Annotated in this window: 19 protein-coding genes; 9 read left to right on the plus strand and 10 right to left on the minus strand. The window is 53.7% G+C overall.

Going from position 1 to position 21,537, the window contains the following annotated elements:
- The first annotated feature begins 22 nt into the window (after positions 1 to 22).
- The 8 genes from GSQ86_RS04775 (at position 23) to GSQ86_RS04810 (ending at position 6,879) form a co-directional block, all read left to right on the plus strand.
- Positions 23 to 1,180: an SGNH/GDSL hydrolase family protein gene (locus tag GSQ86_RS04775; RefSeq protein WP_158748808.1), complete on the plus strand. Its 1,158-nt coding sequence runs from the start codon at positions 23 to 25 to the stop codon at positions 1,178 to 1,180.
- Positions 1,181 to 1,283: 103 nt separating this feature from the next.
- On the plus strand, positions 1,284 to 2,405 hold the full coding sequence (locus GSQ86_RS04780; RefSeq protein WP_158748809.1) for a TauD/TfdA family dioxygenase: 1,122 nt from the start codon (positions 1,284 to 1,286) through the stop codon (positions 2,403 to 2,405).
- Between the two features lie 25 nt (positions 2,406 to 2,430).
- Positions 2,431 to 3,216, plus strand: a complete 786-nt coding sequence (locus GSQ86_RS04785; RefSeq protein ID WP_158748810.1) for an SDR family NAD(P)-dependent oxidoreductase — start codon at positions 2,431 to 2,433, stop codon at positions 3,214 to 3,216.
- A 14-nt stretch (positions 3,217 to 3,230) separates the two neighbouring features.
- Positions 3,231 to 4,151: an SMP-30/gluconolactonase/LRE family protein gene (locus GSQ86_RS04790; protein ID WP_158748811.1), complete on the plus strand. Its 921-nt coding sequence runs from the start codon at positions 3,231 to 3,233 to the stop codon at positions 4,149 to 4,151.
- Positions 4,152 to 4,203: 52 nt separating this feature from the next.
- The gene (locus GSQ86_RS04795; RefSeq protein WP_158748812.1) at positions 4,204 to 5,457 is read left to right on the plus strand and encodes an MFS transporter; all 1,254 of its coding nucleotides are present in this window, start codon (positions 4,204 to 4,206) and stop codon (positions 5,455 to 5,457) included.
- 118 nt (positions 5,458 to 5,575) lie between these two features.
- The gene (locus GSQ86_RS04800) at positions 5,576 to 5,803 is read left to right on the plus strand and encodes a type II toxin-antitoxin system Phd/YefM family antitoxin (protein WP_158748813.1); all 228 of its coding nucleotides are present in this window, start codon (positions 5,576 to 5,578) and stop codon (positions 5,801 to 5,803) included.
- A complete protein-coding gene (locus GSQ86_RS04805; RefSeq protein ID WP_158748814.1) occupies positions 5,800 to 6,189 on the plus strand; it encodes a type II toxin-antitoxin system VapC family toxin in 390 nt (129 codons plus the stop codon). Before GSQ86_RS04800 ends, GSQ86_RS04805 begins: the two co-directional genes overlap by 4 nt.
- Positions 6,190 to 6,552: 363 nt before the next feature.
- Positions 6,553 to 6,879 (plus strand): hypothetical protein, encoded by a 327-nt coding sequence (locus tag GSQ86_RS04810; RefSeq protein ID WP_158748815.1) that lies wholly within the window; start codon positions 6,553 to 6,555, stop codon positions 6,877 to 6,879.
- Between the two features lie 119 nt (positions 6,880 to 6,998).
- Here GSQ86_RS04810 and GSQ86_RS04815 read toward each other — a convergent pair whose 3' ends face one another.
- Entirely contained in the window at positions 6,999 to 8,738 is a 1,740-nt protein-coding gene (locus GSQ86_RS04815) for a glycoside hydrolase family 15 protein (protein ID WP_158748816.1), read from the minus strand.
- Positions 8,739 to 8,844: 106 nt separating this feature from the next.
- Here GSQ86_RS04815 and GSQ86_RS04820 point away from each other — a divergent pair, with 106 nt between their 5' ends.
- The gene (locus tag GSQ86_RS04820; RefSeq protein ID WP_158748817.1) at positions 8,845 to 9,843 is read left to right on the plus strand and encodes an SDR family oxidoreductase; all 999 of its coding nucleotides are present in this window, start codon (positions 8,845 to 8,847) and stop codon (positions 9,841 to 9,843) included.
- On the opposite strand, the gene GSQ86_RS04825 is transcribed toward GSQ86_RS04820, so the two are convergent.
- The 9 genes from GSQ86_RS04825 to GSQ86_RS04865 form a co-directional block, all read right to left on the minus strand.
- Complete coding sequence (locus GSQ86_RS04825) at positions 9,840 to 11,534, minus strand: GMC family oxidoreductase (protein ID WP_254062152.1); 1,695 nt, start codon at positions 11,532 to 11,534, stop codon at positions 9,840 to 9,842. The two genes, GSQ86_RS04820 and GSQ86_RS04825, sit on opposite strands and share 4 nt — an antisense overlap.
- Complete coding sequence (locus tag GSQ86_RS04830) at positions 11,534 to 12,286, minus strand: gluconate 2-dehydrogenase subunit 3 family protein (protein WP_158748818.1); 753 nt, start codon at positions 12,284 to 12,286, stop codon at positions 11,534 to 11,536. Before GSQ86_RS04830 ends, GSQ86_RS04825 begins: the two co-directional genes overlap by 1 nt.
- Positions 12,283 to 13,242 (minus strand): hypothetical protein, encoded by a 960-nt coding sequence (locus tag GSQ86_RS04835; protein ID WP_254062153.1) that lies wholly within the window; start codon positions 13,240 to 13,242, stop codon positions 12,283 to 12,285. The genes GSQ86_RS04830 and GSQ86_RS04835 overlap by 4 nt, the downstream gene beginning before the upstream one ends.
- A 126-nt stretch (positions 13,243 to 13,368) precedes the next feature.
- Positions 13,369 to 14,478 carry an enolase C-terminal domain-like protein gene (locus tag GSQ86_RS04840; RefSeq protein WP_158748819.1) on the minus strand — a complete coding sequence of 370 codons (1,110 nt, stop codon included), beginning with the start codon at positions 14,476 to 14,478 and terminating at the stop codon, positions 13,369 to 13,371.
- Positions 14,479 to 14,528: 50 nt separating this feature from the next.
- Complete coding sequence (locus GSQ86_RS04845) at positions 14,529 to 16,274, minus strand: thiamine pyrophosphate-dependent enzyme (RefSeq protein ID WP_158748820.1); 1,746 nt, start codon at positions 16,272 to 16,274, stop codon at positions 14,529 to 14,531.
- Between the two features lie 398 nt (positions 16,275 to 16,672).
- The gene (locus GSQ86_RS04850) at positions 16,673 to 16,861 is read right to left on the minus strand and encodes a hypothetical protein (protein WP_158748821.1); all 189 of its coding nucleotides are present in this window, start codon (positions 16,859 to 16,861) and stop codon (positions 16,673 to 16,675) included.
- Positions 16,862 to 17,321: 460 nt separating this feature from the next.
- Positions 17,322 to 17,564: a helix-turn-helix domain-containing protein gene (locus GSQ86_RS04855; protein WP_158748822.1), complete on the minus strand. Its 243-nt coding sequence runs from the start codon at positions 17,562 to 17,564 to the stop codon at positions 17,322 to 17,324.
- A 44-nt stretch (positions 17,565 to 17,608) separates the two neighbouring features.
- Positions 17,609 to 20,374, minus strand: a complete 2,766-nt coding sequence (mobF, locus tag GSQ86_RS04860; protein ID WP_158748823.1) for a MobF family relaxase — start codon at positions 20,372 to 20,374, stop codon at positions 17,609 to 17,611.
- A gap of 317 nt (positions 20,375 to 20,691) precedes the next feature.
- Positions 20,692 to 21,537: a hypothetical protein gene (locus tag GSQ86_RS04865; protein ID WP_158748824.1), complete on the minus strand. Its 846-nt coding sequence runs from the start codon at positions 21,535 to 21,537 to the stop codon at positions 20,692 to 20,694.

The following is a 21,537-nucleotide window of genomic DNA, read 5'->3' on the forward strand; positions in this document are numbered from 1 at the left end:
TGCTGCTCATAACAAAAATCGAATGATCAATACACTCGCGTTACTTTTGCTCGCTGGAATGGCCGCAGGACAACAGACGGATTGGGCCAAGGGATGGATCGACGCCTTTCGCAATTCGAAAACGGCGCCCGTGCACGTTGTAGTGTTAAGCGATAGCACCGCACACGTTGACCAGACCAATGGCGTGGGATATGGCCCAGAAAAACGCGTCAATCTCTGGCCAAATCAACTGCTGACGGCTCTTGGAGCCACCGCGCCGGGCAGATCTAACGGCACCGGCCTGCTTACGCTGGAAGCGAATGCCGGGCGCTTCGATACCGACGTCTGGCACATATCCGAGCCATACACATTCAATTCGTCCATCGGACCATTTCAGCCCAATATCGGCAGAGGCGGAACGATTCCGGCAAATGGTGGCACCGTGCGTCTCAATCCGCATGTAGAGGCGTCCCTCTCCGGCCAGACTGGCGACAGCCTCTGGATCTATTGGGCGTCATGCCCGGACAGTGCCGCTTTCACAGTAGAAGTAGACGGAGTGTCAGCTGGCAGCTTCGGCGGCGATAGCTCAAGTGCCTGCGTCGCAAAACGGACTCGCGTTTTTCACGGATCGCTGGGAGATCACAAGGCTACGGTGAAAGCCGGTAGTGGCAACGCTTATCTTTACGCTGCTGAATGGCAGACTGTACAGGCCGGCATTGCCGTCGACAATCTTGCAGTAGGAGGTGCGACAACGACATTTTACAATAGCTCAGACAAGCTGGCCTTCGTGCATGCGATCCCAAATGTCGGCCTCGTAATCATCGCCCTCGGCATCAATGACTTTGCGCATGATCTTTCACTCGATGCTTACAGGCAGGGCCTCTCGACGATCATCGAGGACCTGCACAAAAGCTCTCCGAAGACATCGATCCTCGTTGTCAGCCAGTATCAAGTGTTGAGCGACACGATGCGTAATCCATCAGGCTTATCTCAATCGCAATACAGTGAGCTAGCGCGCCAGACTGCCGAGCACTACAAGGTCGGATATCTCGACCTCGGCGATGCTTGGAAATCATTCTCCATCGTAAACCAAAGCGGCGTTCTCACCTCGGACAAAGTTCATCCATCCGATGCGGGCGGACAACAGATTGCTCGACAGATCGAGCGTGTGATCGTAGATGAACTGGGATTGAGTCATTAACTCATCTAGAAACTAGATCTACAGGCCTTCAGAAAACACTGGCTATTCTGTGTTCAATAGACCGAAATTTCTTGACTCCTGCATAGCCTCTTTAGAAAAGTGGTTGTTCGAAACTTTTGGCTACTGGAAGGTAGAGATCGTGACTTCGAAGATTGCGGTGACTCATCCTACTTTGATAGACGTGGCCGGAAAAGAACGTCAGCTGCCCTTTCTGATTGAGGCGCACCCTGAATCCGCCCACACACCATTGAACGAGCTTCTCGATTGGATTACAGAAACCACGCCGTGGCGAGAAGAACAGCTTCACCGCGTTGGAGCAATCCTGTTCCGTGGATTCACGGCCATCCGCACTGCCGAAGATTTTGCCGGAATAGCTCAGAGGATGGCTCCGGAACTTCTGGACTACTCAGGCGGCACCACCCCGCGCAGCGCCGTTACTGGAAAGATTGTCACCTCCACCGATGCACCACGCCACGTCGTGATCGGTTTACATCAGGAGATGAGCTACTTGGCTCCGACTGAGGAATTTCCCGATCCAACGCCGGATAAGGTAATGTTCTTTTGCGCAACTGCGCCCGGCGGAGGAGGCACGACACCCATTGCTGACATGCGAGCGGTGTATAGAAGACTTCCCCCTGAATTGGTGGAGCGGTTCGAAAGCAAAGGCGGACTCATCCTCCATCGAAAGCTACCTACGCACAAGCGCTACGGCTTTGAGGTAACGTGGACGACGGCGTTCGGTACCTCGGATCAGGCAGAGATGGAACGCATTGCCAAGAAAAATGGATGGCCCATGTCATGGGGAAAGGATGGCGGCCTGGAAGTGACACACGGTCCGTCACCTGTAGTGAAAAAGCACCGAGTGACCGGCGAAAAAATCTGGTTCAATCAAGCGCATCTGCTACACAAATCTGTCGCTCCGTGGACATCCGCATGGCTTGGCCCCAGTGCACTTGAGCGAATGAAAGCCAGGGTAATGGAGCCATTCATTCGTGATCGTTTTTATTATCACTCGACATTTGCAGATGGTTCCGAGATATCCGAGAAGGACCTCGACACGATTCGGAGTGTAATTGCGGAAGAGATGGTCCTTTTTGATTGGCAAAGAGGCGATGTGCTTCTCATCGATAATAAGCTGGTCTCGCATGGGAGGCAGCCTTACAGGCCGCCGCGGACGATCTACGCAGCCCTGCTCGCAGATCGACCCCGGCGTCCGGCTGCATAACAACTTTTGACTGAAGGAAAATTCTTTGAGAGTAAAGCTGGAAGGTAAATTTGCACTAGTTACCGGTGCCGCTCGCGGCATTGGTGAAGCGATCGCTAACACGCTTGCTGCCAATGGGGCACGCGTTGCATATGCAGATGTTGATTTCGAAACCGCAAAAAAGACGGCTGCTAAAGTACCTGGTTCACTACCCATAGCCGTGGATATCAGTAGCGAATCGAGCGTCGAGTCTGCGATGACCGAAGTAGTGAAGGAATTTGGACGTGTCGATATCCTGGTTAACAATGCCGGTGTTAACACTGCAAAATACCGCGTGAACATTGACCAATTTCCGCTTGATGAGTGGGAACGGATCGTCAAGATCGATCTCACTGGCACCTATCTTGTCAGCCGTGCAGCCTCACGCATCATGATGCAGCAGCGTGAGGGCCGTATCGTCAACATCTCTTCCGTGTTGGGCGTCATTCCAGCGCGTTTGCAGTGTGCCTTCACCTCAGCCAAGGCCGGTGTTGTCCACCTCACGCGCACGTTAGCAATCGAGCTGGGCGAATACGGAATTCTGGTTAACTGTGTTGCGCCTGGATCTACTTTGACGGAAGGCACCCAGCAACTCTTCTATAGCAATAACGCGGCGGAAAAAGACCGCGCTAATCGCCTACTGAGCCACGTGCCTCTTGGACGAGCGGGAACCGTACAGGAAATGGCCAATGCAGTGCTCTTCTTTGTGGCTCCGGACAGCAGCTACATTACGGGTCAGACGCTCTGCGTAGACGGTGGATGGAGCGCCGGGGGTTTCTTCCGCGACTTCTAGTGAAATGGTTGAAGATGGAAAAGTCATTTGAAATTTTGTCTGATGAGTTTCAGAGAATCTTAGGCCCTTCGCCCGAGCTCACTCTTCTTTCTTCAGACTTAAAATTTGCCGAGGGCGTTTGCTGGGTTGAACGTCAGAACTGTTTGATCGTCAGCGACTTCTTGAATGACCGGATCGTAAAGTGGTCGCCACAGCACGGGATGGGGATCTTTCGCCAACCAGCGGCCACGGCGAATGGAAACACCGTTGACCGAGAGGGTCGCGTCATCTCGTGCTTAACGCGTGGCCGCTCGGTTGTGCGCGAAGAGCTGGACGGATCGTTGACCACCATCGCAGATCGCTACCAGGGCAGGCGATTGACCTCCCCTAACGATGTCATCGTGAGGTCGGACGGAAGTATCTGGTTTACCGATCCGGATTACGGCTTTCTTGTTCCTGATTTTGGCCACGGCGACAAGCCGGAGCAAGATCGAAATCGTGTCTATCGAGTCGTACCTGATACAGGCGAAATAAGCGTTGTGTCCGAGGATTTCGATAAGCCCAATGGCTTGGCGTTCTCTCCGGACGAATCGGTGCTCTATGTGGGAGATACCGGGCGCACGCACGGAGAATTTCGGCCACATCAATTGATGGCCTTTAACGTGGTAAATGAAGGCACCGCGCTTGCCAATCCCAGGCTCTTTACCGTGATCGAGCCGTGGGTACCCGATGGCTTCAGGCTGGATGTAGACGGGAATCTTTACGTGACCACGGGAGACGGCGTGCAGGTCTTCGATCAGCATGGGAATCTGCTGGGCAAGATTCTTACACCACAGGTAGCGGCAAATTGTTCGTTTGGCATGTCAGATAACCAGACTCTTTTCATTGGAGCGAGCAACTCAATCTGGAGTATCAAGCTCAATACATCTGGAGCAAACAGCACCCTTTGGCAATGACGGCAGCCAGCTTCTGGCTCGGTCTTCTAAACTCTCAGACGAGGCGGCTGCAATGTCGAATCGGTACAGCAAATGGCTCGTCGTTGCATTGCTCTGGATGGTGGCATGCCTGAATTACATGGACCGGATGGCGGTCTTTGCCATCTTTCCTATACTTCAGCGAGAGATGCACCTGTCAAATGTTTCGCTGGCGATGCTCGGGTCAGTCTTCCTCTGGATGTATGGACTTTGCTCACCACTGGGTGGATATTTAGGTGACCGTTTCCCACGTAAGCCGGTGATCCTCTGCAGTCTTCTCATTTTCAGCGCTGTCACGCTGGCGAATGGAACAGCGCAAAGTCAGATACAGCTCCTCACACTGCGCGTTCTGCTCGGTATCTCAGAAGCATTATTTCTCCCGGCCGCCGTTGCGCACATTGCTAGCTTTCATTCCAATTCGACGCGGTCACTGGCAAATGCGCTCGTTCTTACCGGACTACCAGCGGGTGCAGGGCTCGGCGGTTTCTACAGCGGATTCATGGCCGAGCACTTCTCATGGAGGATCGGCTTCTACCTTCTTGGAGTCTTCGGCTTCTTGCTGTGCCTTGTTCTTTGGATTTTGCTTCCGACCGGAAACGCCGCAACAACACAAATAGATACAAATACGGATGACCTATCTCCAAAAATCTCTGTTCTTGGGAAGATGGCGGGCGTTCTGCACAATCGCGCCAGCGCGTGCCTTATCTTCATGGCCTTCGCTTTGTCGCTGAGCAGTTGGCCGTCAGGATCGTGGCTACCAACTTATTTTTACGAACGTTTCCACATGAGCCTTACCCGGGCAGGCTTCATCCTGGCGCTCATAACCTATATTCCGGCGATTGCAGGGGGCCTTTTTGGCGGGCTGCTCGCCGACCGCTTTGCAAAGAAAGATGCGAATGGTCGAATCTCGGTGCAGATCGCCGCGCTGACCTTCATGGCTCCGACGATGCTTGCCGTCGGCTTTCTATCGTCTGTACAGGTTCTCAGTGCGAACCTTCTGCTCTATTCGTTTGCCAGAGGGTCGCTCGAAGTCAATTCCATGCCGATCTTCAGCAGCCGGTTACCAAGCGACAGATGGGCCACGGCCTACGGTCTCTATAATCTCTCCGGCACAATCGCAGGCAGCATTGGCATCCTCTTCGTCGGCTACTTTAAGACAGCCTGGGGTATTGGCATGAGCCTCTCGTGCATGTCGCTGCTCCTGTTTGCAGCAATATGGGTAATGAGGGCTGCCCGCGATACTTCAAGCCAAGTGTCCCTGTCTGCCGCTACTGATGTGGCTCAGTGAATGTGTATCACTACAAAGACCGAATGAGCTGTCGGTGGCATTCCGAACGCGCGAAACCGACAGGCTTGACCAAACAAAGAGGTCATATTATTCTGGTCATATTAGCCAGGAGGTTGTCATGCAAAAAATGGCTGCCGCACAATTCAAGGCTCAATGTCTAGCTGTGATGGATCAGGTGTCGCAAAGCGGTCGCGCCGTTGTGATCACCAAGCATGGCAAGCCTGTAGTGAAGTTGGTTCCAGCAAACGAAGGGGAGGACGAGATCTTCGGAGCTTTGGCAGGCATCGCCAGAATTGTGGGCGATATTGAGAACACTGTTCCGGCCAAAGATTGGGGAGTGGAGTGATTCTTCTCGATACACATATTCTTATCTGGCTCCTGATCGCTCCCGAAAACCTCTCACCAAAAGCAAAGAAAGCGATTCTAGCGGCCCGCAAATCCGGGCCGCTTGCTCTTTCTGCCATCAGCCTGTGGGAAATTGCATGGCTGGCGGAGAACAAGAGAATAAACATCGATGTGAGCGTCGATTCCTTTGTCAAAAAATGCGCTTCTTATGTGCAGGTTCTCGCAATCACTCAGGAGATTGCGGTTCGTTCTGTTCAATTTCCAAAATCCTACCCGAGCGATCCGCAGGACAGAATTATCGGTGCTACCGCGATTGTTGAAGGCATTCGCCTTTTGACTCATGACAAAATGATCTTGAGATCGGACCTGATTCCGCTCGCACTGTAACGCTGAATATAAAGTCGTATGCCCCGCCAAGATAATTAACGTACTGCTGGCATCGGGGTACCCTTGAACTGTCATTCGCGTTCAACACCAGGATAATTATCTGCACGCCGCTTGGTTGCGCTAGTATCGACATGGATCTGCGTCCTTCGCCAGCTTCATCGCAAAACAGGTGCCTGGATCGCCAGGTTCGTATTCTTAAAGTAGAGCTTTCGCCGGAGGCGGTATGTCTTTTGGCGGAAGACGAAGATCAACTGATACGCCTTATTGCTCATAATCCCAAAAACGATCGTTAATGACCAAGTCTTCGCAGCTCGAACGGATAGGAAAGTTCGTTCGCACGCGATATGGCCTGGCGGCCGATGAATGCCTCTATTTCTTGAGGTCGAGCGTACTGATGCTTCCGACTTTCAGCAAACGCTCTGGATCGACGGATGCAAATTGGGAAACAATCGTCTTCTCTATGCGAAGAGTCCCGTAGTAGCGAACTCGATCGCCGCCCTGCTCATTCATCTGGAAGAGCATACCGGAAAGCTATCGCACGCCTACTTCAAGTGGAAAGAGGGCAATCCTGTCGCTAATATCCTGGGTTTCATTTTTCTCGGCGAAGGAGACATAGCTCCGCTGGTCCATGAAGTCTTAAGACGCGCCATTGCTGACCCCCAGCACCGTCCTATCATTCACGTTAGCTAATGGGTGACAAAACGACGTCGGCAGATCTATTGCTGGGATTACCACAGCAATAGGACCCGCCATTGTCGAACGGAGCAGCACTGGAAACCTATGCATTCATTCCGGCGCCAGAGAAATACCTAATGAGCAGTTAGCATCCTGGCAGCATTAATGAGCGCGATATGAGATAGGGCCTGCGGAAAGTTTCCCATGAATCGGCCGTGATCCGGATCGTACTCCTCGGACAATAAGCCCACATCATTCCGCAGACTGATCAATTTTTCAAAAAGTCTCTCTGCATCACCCCAGCGTCCGGCTCCGCTGAGATTTTGAACCATCCAGAAAGAACAAGCTATGAAGGCCGATTCGCGACCTTTGCGAGAATTTGGCGAAAGACGATAAATGAATCCATCTTTGCTTAGTTTCTTCTGAATGACATCCATCGTGCTCTTGACACGCTCATCGTTGAACGGAAGAAAGCCAGAGATCGGCAGAAGCAACACCGAGGCGTCCAGGACATTCGCATCGAAGGCCTGCACAAAACTTCCTAACTTCCGGTTGAATCCTCTCCTGCATATCTGTCGATGCAAACGTTCGCTCGCCACTTTCCATTCTTTAGACTTTTTTTCGTTCGTGATTTCTACCCCGTGATGAAGAGTGAGCCACGCCATAGCCTTTGAATAGATGTAATGCTTCTTCTGATTTCGTTGTTCCCAAAGTCCGGACGCAGGAAGATGCCAGATAGATGCGACGTATTCCATGAGGTCGCGTTGCAAACGGAAAATTCGTTGATCCAGACGTATACCAGCGCGTTTCATGCTTATGATCGCATCCGAGATTTCACCGTATACGTCGAGCTGCAGCTGTTCCGAAGCATCATTTCCCATCCGCACCGGCTGGGACTTTCGATATCCCTGCAGCCATGGAAGCTCGAGTTCCGGCAGATGTCGTTCGCCCCGCATCCCATACATGATTTGCAGGTCTCTTGCATTGCTGCCAACGGCCTGAAGAAGCCAGTCCTGCCAGGCCCGGGCCTCGTCGTGATAGCCCACCGAGAGTAATGTTTCAAGTGTGAAAGCAGCGTCTCGAAGCCAGCAATAACGATAATCCCAGTTTCGGTCTCCGCCGATTCGTTCAGGCAGAGAGGTAGTCGGAGCCGCAACGATACCACCCGTAGGCCGGTAGGTAAGCGCCTTGAGCGTAATCAGCGACCGCTCCACGGCTTCCCGCCACTCTCCCTCATATGTATTTAAGCCGCACCATTCCGACCAGAATCGTTCCGTTTGCTGCAAGGCCTTTCGCACATTGATTCGACGCGGAGGACTCTCTTGAGCTCGGGCATGGGTCAGAACGAAAGATCGGTATTCCCCTTGGGTCAACTTGAACTCGGCTGAGGCAATCTCGTTTTTCGTTCGTATCGGTTGTTGAGTGCGCAGATAAGCGACACCGGTGCCGGCAGCTGCTGCCCAGGCATTTCTTTCCCGGGCGCCAGTCCATGGAATCGTGCGTCCATAGTCGAAACGAACACAGAGTTCCATCTGAACTGTCACTTTGCCCGCGAGACACTTTGCGATCCTCACAATATCTGAATGCGTCTCACGCAACGGCATGAAATCGGTAACCAGGAGAGTGCCTGACGCCGTCTCGAAACGAGTCTCAAGAATCAGCGTATGTTCGCGATACCGCCGTGTAATTCTTTTGCAGCTATCCTTTGGCGCAAGCAGCCACCTGCCATTCTGATCTGTTCCGATAAGCGCGGCGAAACAGGCTGGAGATGAAAAGTCCGGCCAGCACAACCAGTCGATCGATCCGTTCTTTCCTACAAGCGCCGCTGTCTCACAATCGCCAATCAGCGCATAATCTTCGATCGCAAGAGCCACGCGGGCTATCCTCACTTATCCCTAACGCTTTCGGTAACTTTAGATGCGATCCAGCTCTTCTCCGCCTGCATCTAACGCATTGTAAGCATCACGGTGGAGGCGCAGGATGCCGCAAACACTCAATGTAGTGATCACGGGAGCTTCAGCCGGATTGGGACGAGCCATTGCTCATGAATTCGGCAAAACGGGCGCCCGGGTCGGATTGATTTCGCGTGATCTATCAGCGCTGGAAGCGACAGCGGTGGAAGTTGAACGTCTCGGAGGAACAGCGGCCACATATGCGGCTGATGTGAGCGACGACCAGGCTGGCGAGGCGGCCGCGTCGTCCTTCGAAGAACGGCTCGGCCCGATTGACATCTGGATCAACAATGCAATGGTTTCTGTATTCTCCCCGGTCAAGGAGATGGAAGCAGCCGAGTTCCGACGCGTCACCGAGGTGAACTATCTTGGATACGTCCATGGCACGCTTGCCGCATTGAGGCGAATGCTTCCGCGGAATCGAGGCCGAATCATCCAGGTTGGATCGGCCTTGGCCGTAAGAAGCATACCTCTGCAATCCGCGTATTGCGCCACTAAACATGCTATCGTCGGTTTCACTGATTCGCTGCGCTGCGAGCTCATTCACGACAACAGCAACATAAAAGCGATCGTCGTTCAGATGCCGGCGATGAATACTCCACAATTTACCTGGGTAAAGAGCCGGCTTCCGCGTTTGCCGCAGCCAGTCCCTCCCATTTACGAACCCGAAGTAGGCGCCAGGGTGATTCTGCACGCCGCTCTCACCTCATCGCCGCGGCGCGAATACTGGGTCGGCGGGTCAACGGTCAAAGCCATCTTGGGGCAAAAGATTTTTCCGGGCATATTGGATTTCTATCTCGGAAAGACAGGCTACAATGCGCAGCAGCGCGAGGAGCAAGACTCTCCCGATCGGCTGAACAATGTGTGGCATCCCGTTCCAACTACGCTCGGAGCGCATGGGCCATTTGATACGAAGTCCCGGCCGTTCAGCCTTGAGGCACAGGTATCAAAGCATCGTGGTTGGTTCCTTTTGGGATGCGGAGTGATCGGGGTCGCGATTTGCGCAAAGAAGCTGCTCGCTCGTTAGGCGATCCTGGGGTTTCCTTTGAACTTGGTATAAGGCGGGGAGAGATCGTACCGGATGCCCGGTTCGGTTAGATCTCGACGATTCGAGAAGAAAATATTGTCCCCTTGCTTGATCAGATAATCTGCTGTGCGTGCGGCGAGAGCCTGTATCGTGAGACCAGGATTAGCGGAGCCCTGCGTCGGCAAAATGCTGCCATCACAGACAAATAGATTCGGAATATCGTGCGTACGGCCGAACTTGTCGACGACCGAAGTGGATGGATCGCTTCCCATCCGCGAGGCACCTACCAGGTGAGCGAACCTCGATTCCTGCACAACCTGCTTCGCTCCCGCAGCCCACATAATTTCCATCACCTTATTTTTTCCAAACTCAATCAACTTCTTGTCATTGTCGTGAAGAGTGAAGGTCACCTTCGCGACCGGCAAACCATGTCGGTCTTTCTCCTCCGCCAATTCGACGCGATTTTCCTCCCACGGAAGGATTTCGCCCAGGACGCCGAGCGTTGCCCAGTGGTTGTAGTCCATCATGACGCGACGCATACCCCAACCCCATGCTCCTATGGCTGCGACCATCTGTTTCGCAAACGCAACCGGAAGCGGTCCGACCGTCTGAACTGCAAAGCCGCGGGCGAATCCACGACGCGGATCGGTTTCGTAGAATTCTTCGCTCAGGGCGTGCGCGGGTGGCGCTTTGTAAAGTCGAATGAGCTCTTCGAATCGGCCAGCGACGACATCGCCGGCCTGTGCCATCAGATATTTGCCGAGCGTCCCGCTCGAGTTCGCGAGACCGTGGCGATGGCCAGGACATGCGGAGTTAAGAAGCAATCTCGGCGTCTCAATCGCATATCCGGAGACGATGACAGCCCGGGATCGCTGAAAGTGTTCTTTCCCTTCGCGATCGAAGTAGAAGACACCGTCCACCCGGCCATCCTCACGCAGACTGACTCGGGAAGCCATCGCATGCGCGCGAATCTCAGCGCCATGAGAAATGGCATCGGGAACATGTGTGATGAGCGTACTGGCCTTCGCGCCCACCTTGCACCCTTGGATACAGAAGCCGCGATAGATGCAGTGAGGCCGATCGCCATGCGAAGCGGAGAGAATTGCGACCGGTCCGCCAGCAACTGATCGAATACCGAGATTTGTGCAACCTCGCACCAGCACGTCGCCAACTCCACCAAGCGGATGGGGGCCATAAGGGTGGCCATGCGGATCGCCCCATGGAAACCACGCCGGACCAGCAACAGGAATTTCACGCTCCAGTAGCTCGTAATAGGGCTTCAGGTCCCAATAAGACATGGGCCAATCGACGCCAACGCCGTCTTCGGAATACACGCGAAAATCCGAAGGATGAAAGCGCGGCGCGAAGGCAGCCCAATGAACGGAACCGCCCCCGACTCCTTTGCCGCTGTTGTTTGCGCCAAGTGCAAGAGGGTGCGTTCCGCCGGTGATGCGCAGATCGTTCCAGTACAGCTCATACGAACCTTTTTCGTCGCTGACCCAATCCTTCTCTGTATCCCAGAATGGGCCCGCTTCCAACCCGACCACGCGAAAACCTGCCCGCGCAAGCCGCTGCACCAATACCCCACCGGCGCTGCCCACGCCGACAATGCAATAGTCGACAGTCTCATTTTCTTTAAATCGACGCATCGGTGAGGGGAGCGTCTGCATTGGGCCGAGGCGGTGCGGCATCAGTGGCTTCCTCCATGACCGTGCAGCGATCCATGTTCAGGAGGCGCACTATCTTCCTCTAACTCCGATAGCGAATCGACGGGAGCATTCCATTCGGAGCGCTGTTCGTCTTTCTCCCAAGGCTCTGGCAGACCGTTCTCAAGCCGCATGTATCCCCGCGGATATGCAGGACCACCAAAGCCGATTTCATCCCATGCCCAGGGATGCGAATAATAAGCCGTGATGCAGTCTTCCATGAGCATCGCCCAGAAGCGATGTACGGGCATCCGTTGCCATATCGAATTTTCCGGCTCAGGCTTCCCATCATGCAGGGATTTCAGAATCAGCTCTTGCCGGTGCACGCTGAGATCAGGAAAAGATTCGCGAAAGCGTTCCTGCGCCATCTCTTCAATCGCTTGGATCGCGAGTTTATATGCCTCCTGATCTGGCGGCATATCTTCATAGCGAAAGCCATTCAGTGAGTTCTTGTGAAGCCGTTCGTCGAGAATAGAGAGAATCGGAATTGTACGTCCCTCGGTTCGATCGTCCTGGGGCATCACCCGGTCAACCACCGCAGCGAGGAGTGCCGCCTGCTCTTGCGAAAAGAAGCGGATAGCCAGGGTCTGCTCGACACGTTTGGTGACTAGTGTTCTCGTTGCCTCTTCCCAGTTTTTCTTCTGAGCCATAGTGCTGTATCCGGCGTAATATCCCGGTTGGCTGAGATCGCGCTGCTCCCCGCCAGTTGCTTTATAAGGAAAGGACTTCCGGCTCATTTTCGCTCCCTGCGCAGCAGACTGGCCATGATCCCGAGAAATCCGCAGGCCGCGAACAGCAGCGGGGCAAAGATCGGAGGCCCATAAAGAATGTTATAAAGCGGCTTCTTGACTCCACCGGGCCGACGCACAATGCCGCGTGCGTGATAGAAAAACCCGACAGCTCCATCCGCGAGGGCAAGAGCAGAGACGGCGGGCAAAACAGTATTCGCGATTCGCCGGCTCTTCACGGCTCCCAGTCCCGAAGCCATCAACAATGGCGTCAACAAAACAGGTGTCCATTGGGCTTTGTAGCGAAAGTTCGTCTTGTAATGCGAATAGAGTGCTTCAAAGCCGCTGAAGAATGCCCATAACACTGTCAATGCAGACAGATGCTTCTGGAATCTTCCATAGCGCAGGTCGCTTCTCCAGTCGGAGTTTCCCCCTTCATGCCAGGAAGCAAGAAGTCCTCGCACATCGTGAAGATCTTCCTCCCGCCGCAGATACGAGGCCATCAGGCCAAGATAGGCGCTCGTTCCGAAGAGCAAAGGAGCAAAGATCGGTGGCCCCATGACAATGTTCGTGACAGGAAGGCTCCAACCTCCGGGCTTTCGCGCGACACCACGCACGTGAAAGAAAAACCCAACAATGCCATCAGCGAGAGTAACGATGCTCACCCAACGTAGAACCGTGCGAGCAGCCAGACGGTTGAAAGCTCCTGACAATCCGGCGCAGGCCAGTGCTCCGCTCAGCATTACCGGCGTATACATCACCGGATTGCTGTAGCTGCCTTTGTAATGCTCATACCCAACTTCGAGGCCGCTAGCGACACTGGTCGCGGCAACGATCAGACAGAGGCTGCGTTGAAAGCAGCCTTCGCGCAGATGCTCGAGCGCTGTCGTTGCAGCTGTAGAAAACGGAGCGGGTAAATTACGATTCGCACTCCGCTCCAGTGCGGTAGTCAGAATGAAAGTCACGCCCTCAGCTCCAGCCGTTTAACATTCGCGGATCGTTCGCGGTGAGATGAGAGATTGTCATCGAAGTGAGACCAAACCTCGGCCATTGCGGCATGTTGTTGAAGATCGGCTGACTCAGGTCGAAGATCATGTATTTCTCCAGGTAACGAATTGCTCCGCATCGCAATGCTTGAAGATGAGACCCATACCGAGCCGTGATCGATCCGGCTTCAACTCGCCATCTCTGGGTGGAATGAATCCATCGAAAAACATCTTTTCAATACGGGCATGATCGTGGAAGTACTCGACGTGGCGAAACTTTGGAACTACACAACCGACGTGCATGTGAAGTGAAGGCGCGCAATGCGCGGACATGGGACACCCGAAACTTGCTGCGACGGCAGCTCCTTCCAGAAAGCCGGTAAATCCTTTGCACCGCGTCGCATCTAGTTGCAGTACATCCACCGCTTCTGCCTCAAGCATCCTGCGAAAATATAACGAGTCGTATCCATATTCCCCGGCTGCAATCTCCATAGCGCCTGGAGCACCATCACGCACTCGCCGAAGGCCATTGAGATCATCAGAGCTGACCGGTTCTTCGAACCATGTAACGTTGAAATCCTCGAACTTCTCCGCAAAAGCAATCGCCTGTCGTGCGTTGTAAGCTCCGTTCGCGTCCACAAATAGATTCGTAGATGGTCCCGCCGCTTCGCGAGCGGCGCGAACCCTCTCCAAATCTGCAGACGGTTCTGCGCCAATTTTCATTTTTACGTTCTTCAAACCTTCCATGACCCAGCCGGACAACTGTGCAGCCAATTGCTGGTTGCTGTAAGTGGTGAATCCCCCGCTCCCGTAAGCAACAACGCTTGTATGCGCGGTGCCAAAAAGATCGACGAGAGAAGAACCTATTAGCTTGGCTTTTAGATCCCAGAGCGCTATGTCCAGCGCCGAGATCGCCATGGATGCAATGCCTCGGCTACCGTCGTTTCGCACCTGCTGCAGCATGGATGCATGAAGACTTGGAATGTCTAGCGCCGACCTATGCAACAGATATTTGCCTGCAAGCTGATCAGCCACGAACGCGGTGGCTTTATTGCCGTATGTGTACCCAAGTCCGAACTGGTTGGCTGCATGAATTTCGCAGACAATAAGCGTCGTCGAATCCCATCGTAAGGTGCCGTCACCTTCAGGAGCATCGGTCGGTATCGTATAGGCGTAAACATCCACCTTCTCTACGGAAATTTCCGACAGTGTCATACTCAGGACAGCTCCTCAGTGCATGCGGTTATAAGCGTCTCATTGCGTAATTACACGAGTTCGCGAACCTTATCATGCGCATTCGTCAGCGCTATTTTCATGCGGTTCGGTTCGCCGCGCATCAACGCCTCAGCCAGCTTGAGGGCCTGGGATGCCTTGATCTTTGCCGGCATCGGAGGGGTGAATTCATCAACAACTGCCTCAATCAGAACAGGACCGGGACGTCCCACGACACTATCGAGTTGAGCGCCGCAGGTCGCCGGGTCTTCAATCTGGATGGCCTCGATTCCGGCGCCACGCGCGATCGTTACAAAATCCGCAGGGTAGAGATCGCAGGCATATTCAGGATTTCCGAGGAATACCATCTGTTCCCACTTGATCTGTCCCAAAGTATTGTTCTTGATCACGATGATCTTGATGTTGAGCTTGTACGCTGCGACGGTAATCAGCTCGCCCAGCAGCATGCTTAGCCCACCATCGCCAATAATGCAATAGACTGGCCGCTCAGGATATGCGACCGCCGCGGCGATCGCATAGGGCAGGCCGCATGCCATGGTTGCAAGATTTCCCGAACAGCTATGCTTCTGTCCTCGCAAGGCAGGCACGTAACGCGCCCACCAGGTTGTGATCGTTCCGGAATCAGAAGTAACAATTGCATTCGACGGAATACGCTTCCCCAGCTCCCAGCCCACTACCTGAGGTTTCATCGGCTTGTCCGGACGTGTTCCGCGCTCCTCCATGAGCTTCTGCCACTCTGCTTTGGCCTTCTGAGCTTTCTCAAGAAAGCCCTTATCATGCTTCTCCAGAAGAGGAAGAAGTGCGCGGATTGTATTCTTCGCATCCCCAACCAAGCCAACATCCGCGGGGTGACGAAGACTGATTCGCTGTGGATCGATATCAATCTGTACACATTTGACTGACCCTGGCTCGGGCAGAAATTCGATATACGGGAACGATGTTCCAACCATTAGAAACGTGTCGCACCCTTCTATGGCGTCTTGCGAAGGTTCGGTTCCAAGCAGACCAATTCCACCCGTGGTGTATGGGCTGTCATCCGGCACCGCAGCTTTACCGAGAAGCGCTTTGATGATCGGCGCACCGAGCGTCTCTGCGAGTTCTTCAAGTTCTTGAGTGGCGTGTAATGCGCCTTGACCAGCCAGAATCGCGATCTTTTTTCCACGGTTGAGAATATCCGCGGCATGCTCCAACTCGATTCGTGCTGGTATCTGCTCGAAGTAAGCCGGGACTGCCGATGTATGGTGAACAGGGTTCCGCTCCGACCGGCCTTTCTTAATCTCCTGCACCTGCACGTCCACCGGAATCGTAATGTGAGCCACACCACGGTGGGACAGTGCTGTCCGTATCGCTAGATCGGCTACGCTTTCCATGTGCGCGCCGCTCATGATCCGCTCGTTATAGACAGCGACATCGATGAAAAGCTTATCGAGCGCCACGTCCTGCTGAGTAAAGGTGCCGATTAGATCACTATGCTGCAGTCCCGTAATCGCGAGGACTGGCGCGTGGTCCATCTTCGCGTCATACAGCCCGTTAAGAAGATGAATGCCTCCCGGACCGGAAGTCGCAATACACACTCCCAGCTTGCCGGTGAACTTCGCGTAGGCACAGGCCATAAAAGCCGCCGCCTCTTCATGACGAACATGAATGAACCGGATCCGCTCCTGCTGTTTGCGGAGAGCTTCAAAAACTCCATTGATGCCATCGCCCGGCAGACCAAACACAGTATCAACGCCCCACGCGAGGAGCCGTTCTACAAGTACGTCGGACGCATCAATCATTTTTATCTCCGGAAACGGAATGGTCTTTCGTGGCTGGACACACAAGCTTGGACGCGCATTTGTTCGCCGGGGTTTTACGTCCGAACAGATGAGCAGACGAGACAACCTCCATGACATAGATCTGAAGGCTGAATGAAACACATCTTCCGCCGTTCGCGTCCAAAACGTCGAGAGAGCTATACGCGTGCGAAAATTCCAGGGTGTGAACCGCGAGTCTTCGCTTTCTCTCAAGCAAGGCAGGTATCATACAGAATCATACAAAACCAATACATAGAGAGTTATGACCAGGACGCATTGCTGTTTTGGTCATGAATTATCTCTACTGAAAGATCAAAATTCATTTTTCCCGTAGAAGCAGCGATTGCTCTGATGAGCGCCAGGCACTTTAGCACTCGCGATCAAAGTCTGTAGTTGGAGAGCGTTCGAATACGCATGCGAAAGCGCTGTGTTGTCGAAGACAACCCAAACGTTACTTCCGACAACGGCCTTCGTATAACCATGTAGAGATTCTCGATGAGATTGCCACCCCTCACAATCAGGTCATCGCTCTGATCGTTATTGAAGACAACACCTGGAAACAGCTGCAAATAGCGCGAGAAATCTCCATTGCATTTGACGCCAGTACACCTACCACAATCGCCAACCGTGTATTGACCATATTGCCTCCACCTTGCTCTTATCGGCGGCGATGGGCAATGCAGTTGATTAGAAAGTGCCAACAACCGGGATTAGAGAAGTTTCACTTGGGGGTCCTTAATGCCTTAAAAAGCGACAGAGCCGCTGCGGCGGGTTCTTCCGCTTAATGACTCGGAGATACGGTTTATCGTTGCTTTGAAAATGGCTGTTCGTCGGGTGCCTAGAGTCAAACAACCACTTTACGATGAAAGACATCGTTTCTCCTGTGCGACATAATGAAATATTCGACGCTTGCTACTAGGCCGCAACCACAGGAGGGAGCCGCGCAAAATCAAACGCACGCGGCGCAGCGCGAAAGTTGGCAACCGCGGTTTAGCTGCTCAACCCTTCACAGCACATCCGCATACGCGCTTATACAACTATTCGTTCCGGATGATCGCCGCGTGCGTACTTTCGCAGATCGGCCAGGGGAATCAGAACCCTTCCACCAATCCTTCTGGTCGGCAACCGCCGGTTGGCAATCAGGTAATCCAATGCGCGTTGGCTGATGGACAGTAACTGGGCGGCCTCTTCCCTGCTTACCAGCAGCTTTGCATCTGGCGCGACGGTGACTCGTGTCGGTGGCCTTTTATGTGCGCTGTCGTTTGCCTGCATTCTGTGCTCCTGAGTAGAAATTAAGTTGCGTTTACCTTGCGAATTTATATCCCCAGACCTAAACCAATGCCCTGTTCCAGGCCGTATGCTGGTGATGGAGCAACCTTCTGTTGCATGGAAACAATCGCCTGTTCCGGCTTGTAGGCGCTCTGATGCGAAACGTCACGGGACAGAACTTGTGACAACTTATCCTTATCGTTTGTGAAAATCTGTGCGTCCCACTGGCTGCGCGAAATTGAGACATAGGCCATACGGTTATTCAGCAAGTCCTTTGCGCCGAGCTCAGTGTCTACATGAATCAACACGCGCTCCGCAGTCTGTCCCTGGCTGGAATAACTTGTCATGGCATAACCGTGGTCAAGGTGCGGAAAACGCTGTGAGTCAAAATTCACGCTGCGCCCAACGTCCAGCTTCAACCACATCGTGCCATCCTGTGCTATGTTCTCCACCATTCCCAACTCACGATTCGCGATCTTCAACTCCTGATTGGGTGCGGTGAACTGAACGCGGTCGCCAATCGAAAACACCTTTTCCTGCTTACGGTATACGGAGACGCCCATCTGACGGTGAGGATCGTATGTCGTCTGCTCGCCATTGGCTCGCAGAACGGTCAGCGTATTTTCCTGGGGATGGACGGCGATCACGCGAGCATATTCTCCCTTTCCAATGCCGGTCTCCTTCGATGCCCGTGAATAGCGCAGGATGTCATCGACCTGATACTGCTGCGCCCAACTACGGTCTGCGCCGGTCATCTCCTGGCGCGGCACAAGCATTTGCATAGAATTCTCTTGTTTGCTTATTGCACCGCGCGACTGCAGTTCCTTATGAATCTGCTGGTTGATCTCGCTACGTGAGCGGTTGTCCGGTGAGACAACCAGCGTGCTTTCCGGCGATGAGGCATACTCGCGCGCAATCGTTGCAATGCGATCCCCGCGCTCCCTGACTTCATGCACGCGCCCCTGTCGGTCCAGACTTTCGACAGCGGCTCTAACCTGCCCACGCGCTAGTTGTTCGACGGCCTGTTTTAACTCCGGATCACGCTGGCGAACAATCTCATCCAGCTTCACCGTGCGCATTCCCGCGTCCTGAAGCTGTGCGAAGGGGCGGCCTGCTTCGACAGCTTCATGCTGGCGGGTATCTCCAACCAGGAGAACGCGGTCATTCCGATGGAGACGCGTCACAAACTCGTGCATCTGGCGCGTGGAGGCAAGCGACGATTCATCGAGCACAAAGAGTCTCTTCTCGCCTGTGTCCAGTTGTTCTCCCCGAACAAGATGGTGCTGAAGAGTCGAGGTCTTCATGCCGACCTCGGAGAGCTTCTGTGCGGCGCGTGATGTCGGAGCAAATCCTTCAACCACGTACCCCTGTGCCTCTACTCCTTCCCGGATCACAGCCAGCGTTGTTGTCTTGCCTGCACCGGCGACGCCGTCCAGACCGATAATCTTTTCGCGACTTAAGAAAATTTCATCGACCGCACCAAGCTGTGCTTTGCTCAACTCCGGGTGTTGGTCTTCGATTCGTATTCGCAATGGAGGCGAAACGAGCATGGAATTTTCAAAGCCGCGTAGATTGCCTTGCTGCATGGAACCAACAATCTCCCGCTCCAGACGAACCATCTCAGCCGTCGTATACTGCGGTCCAGCTCTGCCGTCCATACGCTCCACACGGCGAAACTCGCCTCGAATGACTCTCTGCTCAAATTCCTGCCTTACCTGGTTGTAGGTGGCTTCTCCCATACTGCGGTCGATTGCAGCTTGCAGGATCGTTCGCTCATCCTGCACTGCCGAACGCTCAAAGACATGATTGCGCGAGTATGTGATCGATTGCTGTGCAGTCTTATCAATCCGCGGCCTGTGGCGCTGTGCTTGTTCTCTCGCTTGCGAAACAACCTGGTCCGGCTGATTGCCGAACTTTGCAGCGAGTTCACAATGTCGGTGCAACACCTCTTCACGCGAGAGCAGGTCTTTGCCATCCCTTGTGCGATGAGCGGCAACCTGCGCCGCACCAGCACCGTCTCTGCCTATGTCCTGCAAATGCTCTTTGATTTGTGCCCGGCGCAGACTCGATGCATCCAGATACTCTCGCGTATAACCTTTGATGTCCGGCTGCCCATACTCTCCACGCTCTATTTCATAACCGAGTCTTTGTAACCGCATGGCGAGCTCTGAGCGATACACGCTGGTCGCGTATTGTTGGGACTGGAAGAGACTGCGTTCCTGCAATGCGCGAGTTTGACCATTCCCACGTTCCGTCACGTTGAAGATGACGGCGTGCGTATGAAGCTGCGGAGCAGCATAACCATTAACGGGCCGAGCTGTATCGTGCTCAAAAGTAGCAGCAACAAGCTTTCCAGTCGTCTCAGGCGCATGGATATTGCCGATGCGCGCTTGCGTATAGCGCTCCAATTCGTGCAATGCCACACGAACACTCTCACGATGCGCTTCGCGCACACGCTCATCACCACCTACGAGCGCAGTGAGAGAAATCGACTTCGGCGCAGAGAATGTTGCATCCCATCCGGCGCGGTGCTCTGCGCTCGTGATCTGCTTGCCATATTCATTTTCGTAGGTTCTGGCGGGTTGATGCTTGACCAGCTGTGCGGCACTCTCGTGATGCTGTCCTTCGCTCAGTCGTGCAAAGTGCTCATCTCTGACTACGCCTTGTAAACCCCATTTACGGGCAAGCTCTCCTTGCCACTCGCTATGTCCTTGCTGGTCGCGACTCCAGTAGTTTTGCTTCTCTGAAGTGAACTCGCGCGCATGATATGTGCGGGCCTGAGTTGCAGACAGCGCTTTGGAAATAGTCAACATGCGCAACAGCCTCGCTACATGAGCAGCAGAATCTCGCAACTGCTTGCTGCATAGCGTAACTCTATTTGCGGAAAAAAGGGGCGCATATCTGAAAAATATTTTCTATGAAGGAATTGCGAATACCCGCATGAACATTGATTGAAGCTCACATCGCGTTCAGATTAAGGGGTCAATTGAGACGTCTATCGCAAGGCTATTAGAAGTGAATGAGTGAGGCACATACCTGGTTTGAAGCGAGGGGAATTGGGGTGGGATTGCTGCCTTATATACGAGTCTTTATCCGGGGCGATGAGACTCTCTTCGAGAGGTCGAATGCGTCAGTCAATCCACTGCGACTCGTGCCACGGTTTCGACTGTTCTTTGGCATCGTGAGCGGATGCTCTTCCGGGGAAGATCGAGCGCGTTCGTGGCTCTTCTAGGAAGCTTGAAAGGTGCCGCTTCTCACCCGTTAATGGACCCCCTTTTACCTGTTGAACCGTACCCGGATTGACTGGGGCATTAGGGATCGTTTTGATAGCGGAATCGTCTCGTTCGAGCTGGGCTTTCTCGATCACTATTCGTCGCCCAATCCACGACCGAATCTGCTTGGCAAATTGGTTCCAAATCTCCGCCAGATTGAAGGTCAATTCCGACCCCGAAACCTCCTCACGAAGCCTGTTCCATTCGATCCCCAATTCTCTCTTCATCATGAACGCGACATAGAGCACAAGGAAGGGCGCACTGCATGCATAAAGGAGCGGCTCGGCTATCACTTGACGAACGCTCCGATGGCCATAGAAGTCCTCCTCTAAGAACACTTCCAACTTGGCGGAATTGACTGCTTCCCGACGGCTCTTCACCAGGCTGAGCCACCCACGTTCGCGGGCCGAAGAAGAGAGCTCAAGAGACAGGCTCCACGGCCTTTCAGAGGTCACGTCCACGTCGATAACGGGCTCACTCTTCCGCCCCGGAGCCGCCTTGAACAGCCACACGATTTGGGTGGTGCTTCTAGGCTGTTTTGCGCCCTCCAAACTCTCCCAATACGCCGACAAATAGTACCTCTCAAGGGGTTGAAGTTCCCACCTGAACCACACCCCGAAGATGAGTAATGGAATAGTCGGAAGCAGGGCCAAAAGCAGGGCAATTCGCCACGGAAACACGGCGCGAAAGCGCAGCCATTGCAT

The organism is Acidobacterium sp. S8, from assembly GCF_009765985.1.
In the GTDB taxonomy this organism is placed as follows: domain Bacteria; phylum Acidobacteriota; class Terriglobia; order Terriglobales; family Acidobacteriaceae; genus Alloacidobacterium.

Coding starts and splice junctions, on each gene's coding strand:
- GSQ86_RS04775 (WP_158748808.1), top strand. CDS start 23: ATGATCAATACACTCGCGTTACTTTTGCTCGCTGGAATGGCCGCAGGA.
- GSQ86_RS04790 (WP_158748811.1), top strand. CDS start 3,231: ATGGAAAAGTCATTTGAAATTTTGTCTGATGAGTTTCAGAGAATCTTA.
- GSQ86_RS04795 (WP_158748812.1), top strand. CDS start 4,204: ATGTCGAATCGGTACAGCAAATGGCTCGTCGTTGCATTGCTCTGGATG.
- GSQ86_RS04800 (WP_158748813.1), top strand. CDS start 5,576: ATGCAAAAAATGGCTGCCGCACAATTCAAGGCTCAATGTCTAGCTGTG.
- GSQ86_RS04810 (WP_158748815.1), top strand. CDS start 6,553: ATGCCTCTATTTCTTGAGGTCGAGCGTACTGATGCTTCCGACTTTCAG.
- GSQ86_RS04820 (WP_158748817.1), top strand. CDS start 8,845: ATGCCGCAAACACTCAATGTAGTGATCACGGGAGCTTCAGCCGGATTG.
- GSQ86_RS04825 (WP_254062152.1), bottom strand. CDS start 11,534: ATGCCGCACCGCCTCGGCCCAATGCAGACGCTCCCCTCACCGATGCGT.
- GSQ86_RS04830 (WP_158748818.1), bottom strand. CDS start 12,286: ATGAGCCGGAAGTCCTTTCCTTATAAAGCAACTGGCGGGGAGCAGCGC.
- GSQ86_RS04840 (WP_158748819.1), bottom strand. CDS start 14,478: ATGACACTGTCGGAAATTTCCGTAGAGAAGGTGGATGTTTACGCCTAT.
- GSQ86_RS04845 (WP_158748820.1), bottom strand. CDS start 16,274: ATGATTGATGCGTCCGACGTACTTGTAGAACGGCTCCTCGCGTGGGGC.
- GSQ86_RS04855 (WP_158748822.1), bottom strand. CDS start 17,564: ATGCAGGCAAACGACAGCGCACATAAAAGGCCACCGACACGAGTCACC.
- mobF (WP_158748823.1), bottom strand. CDS start 20,374: ATGTTGACTATTTCCAAAGCGCTGTCTGCAACTCAGGCCCGCACATAT.
- GSQ86_RS04865 (WP_158748824.1), bottom strand. CDS start 21,537: ATGCAATGGCTGCGCTTTCGCGCCGTGTTTCCGTGGCGAATTGCCCTG.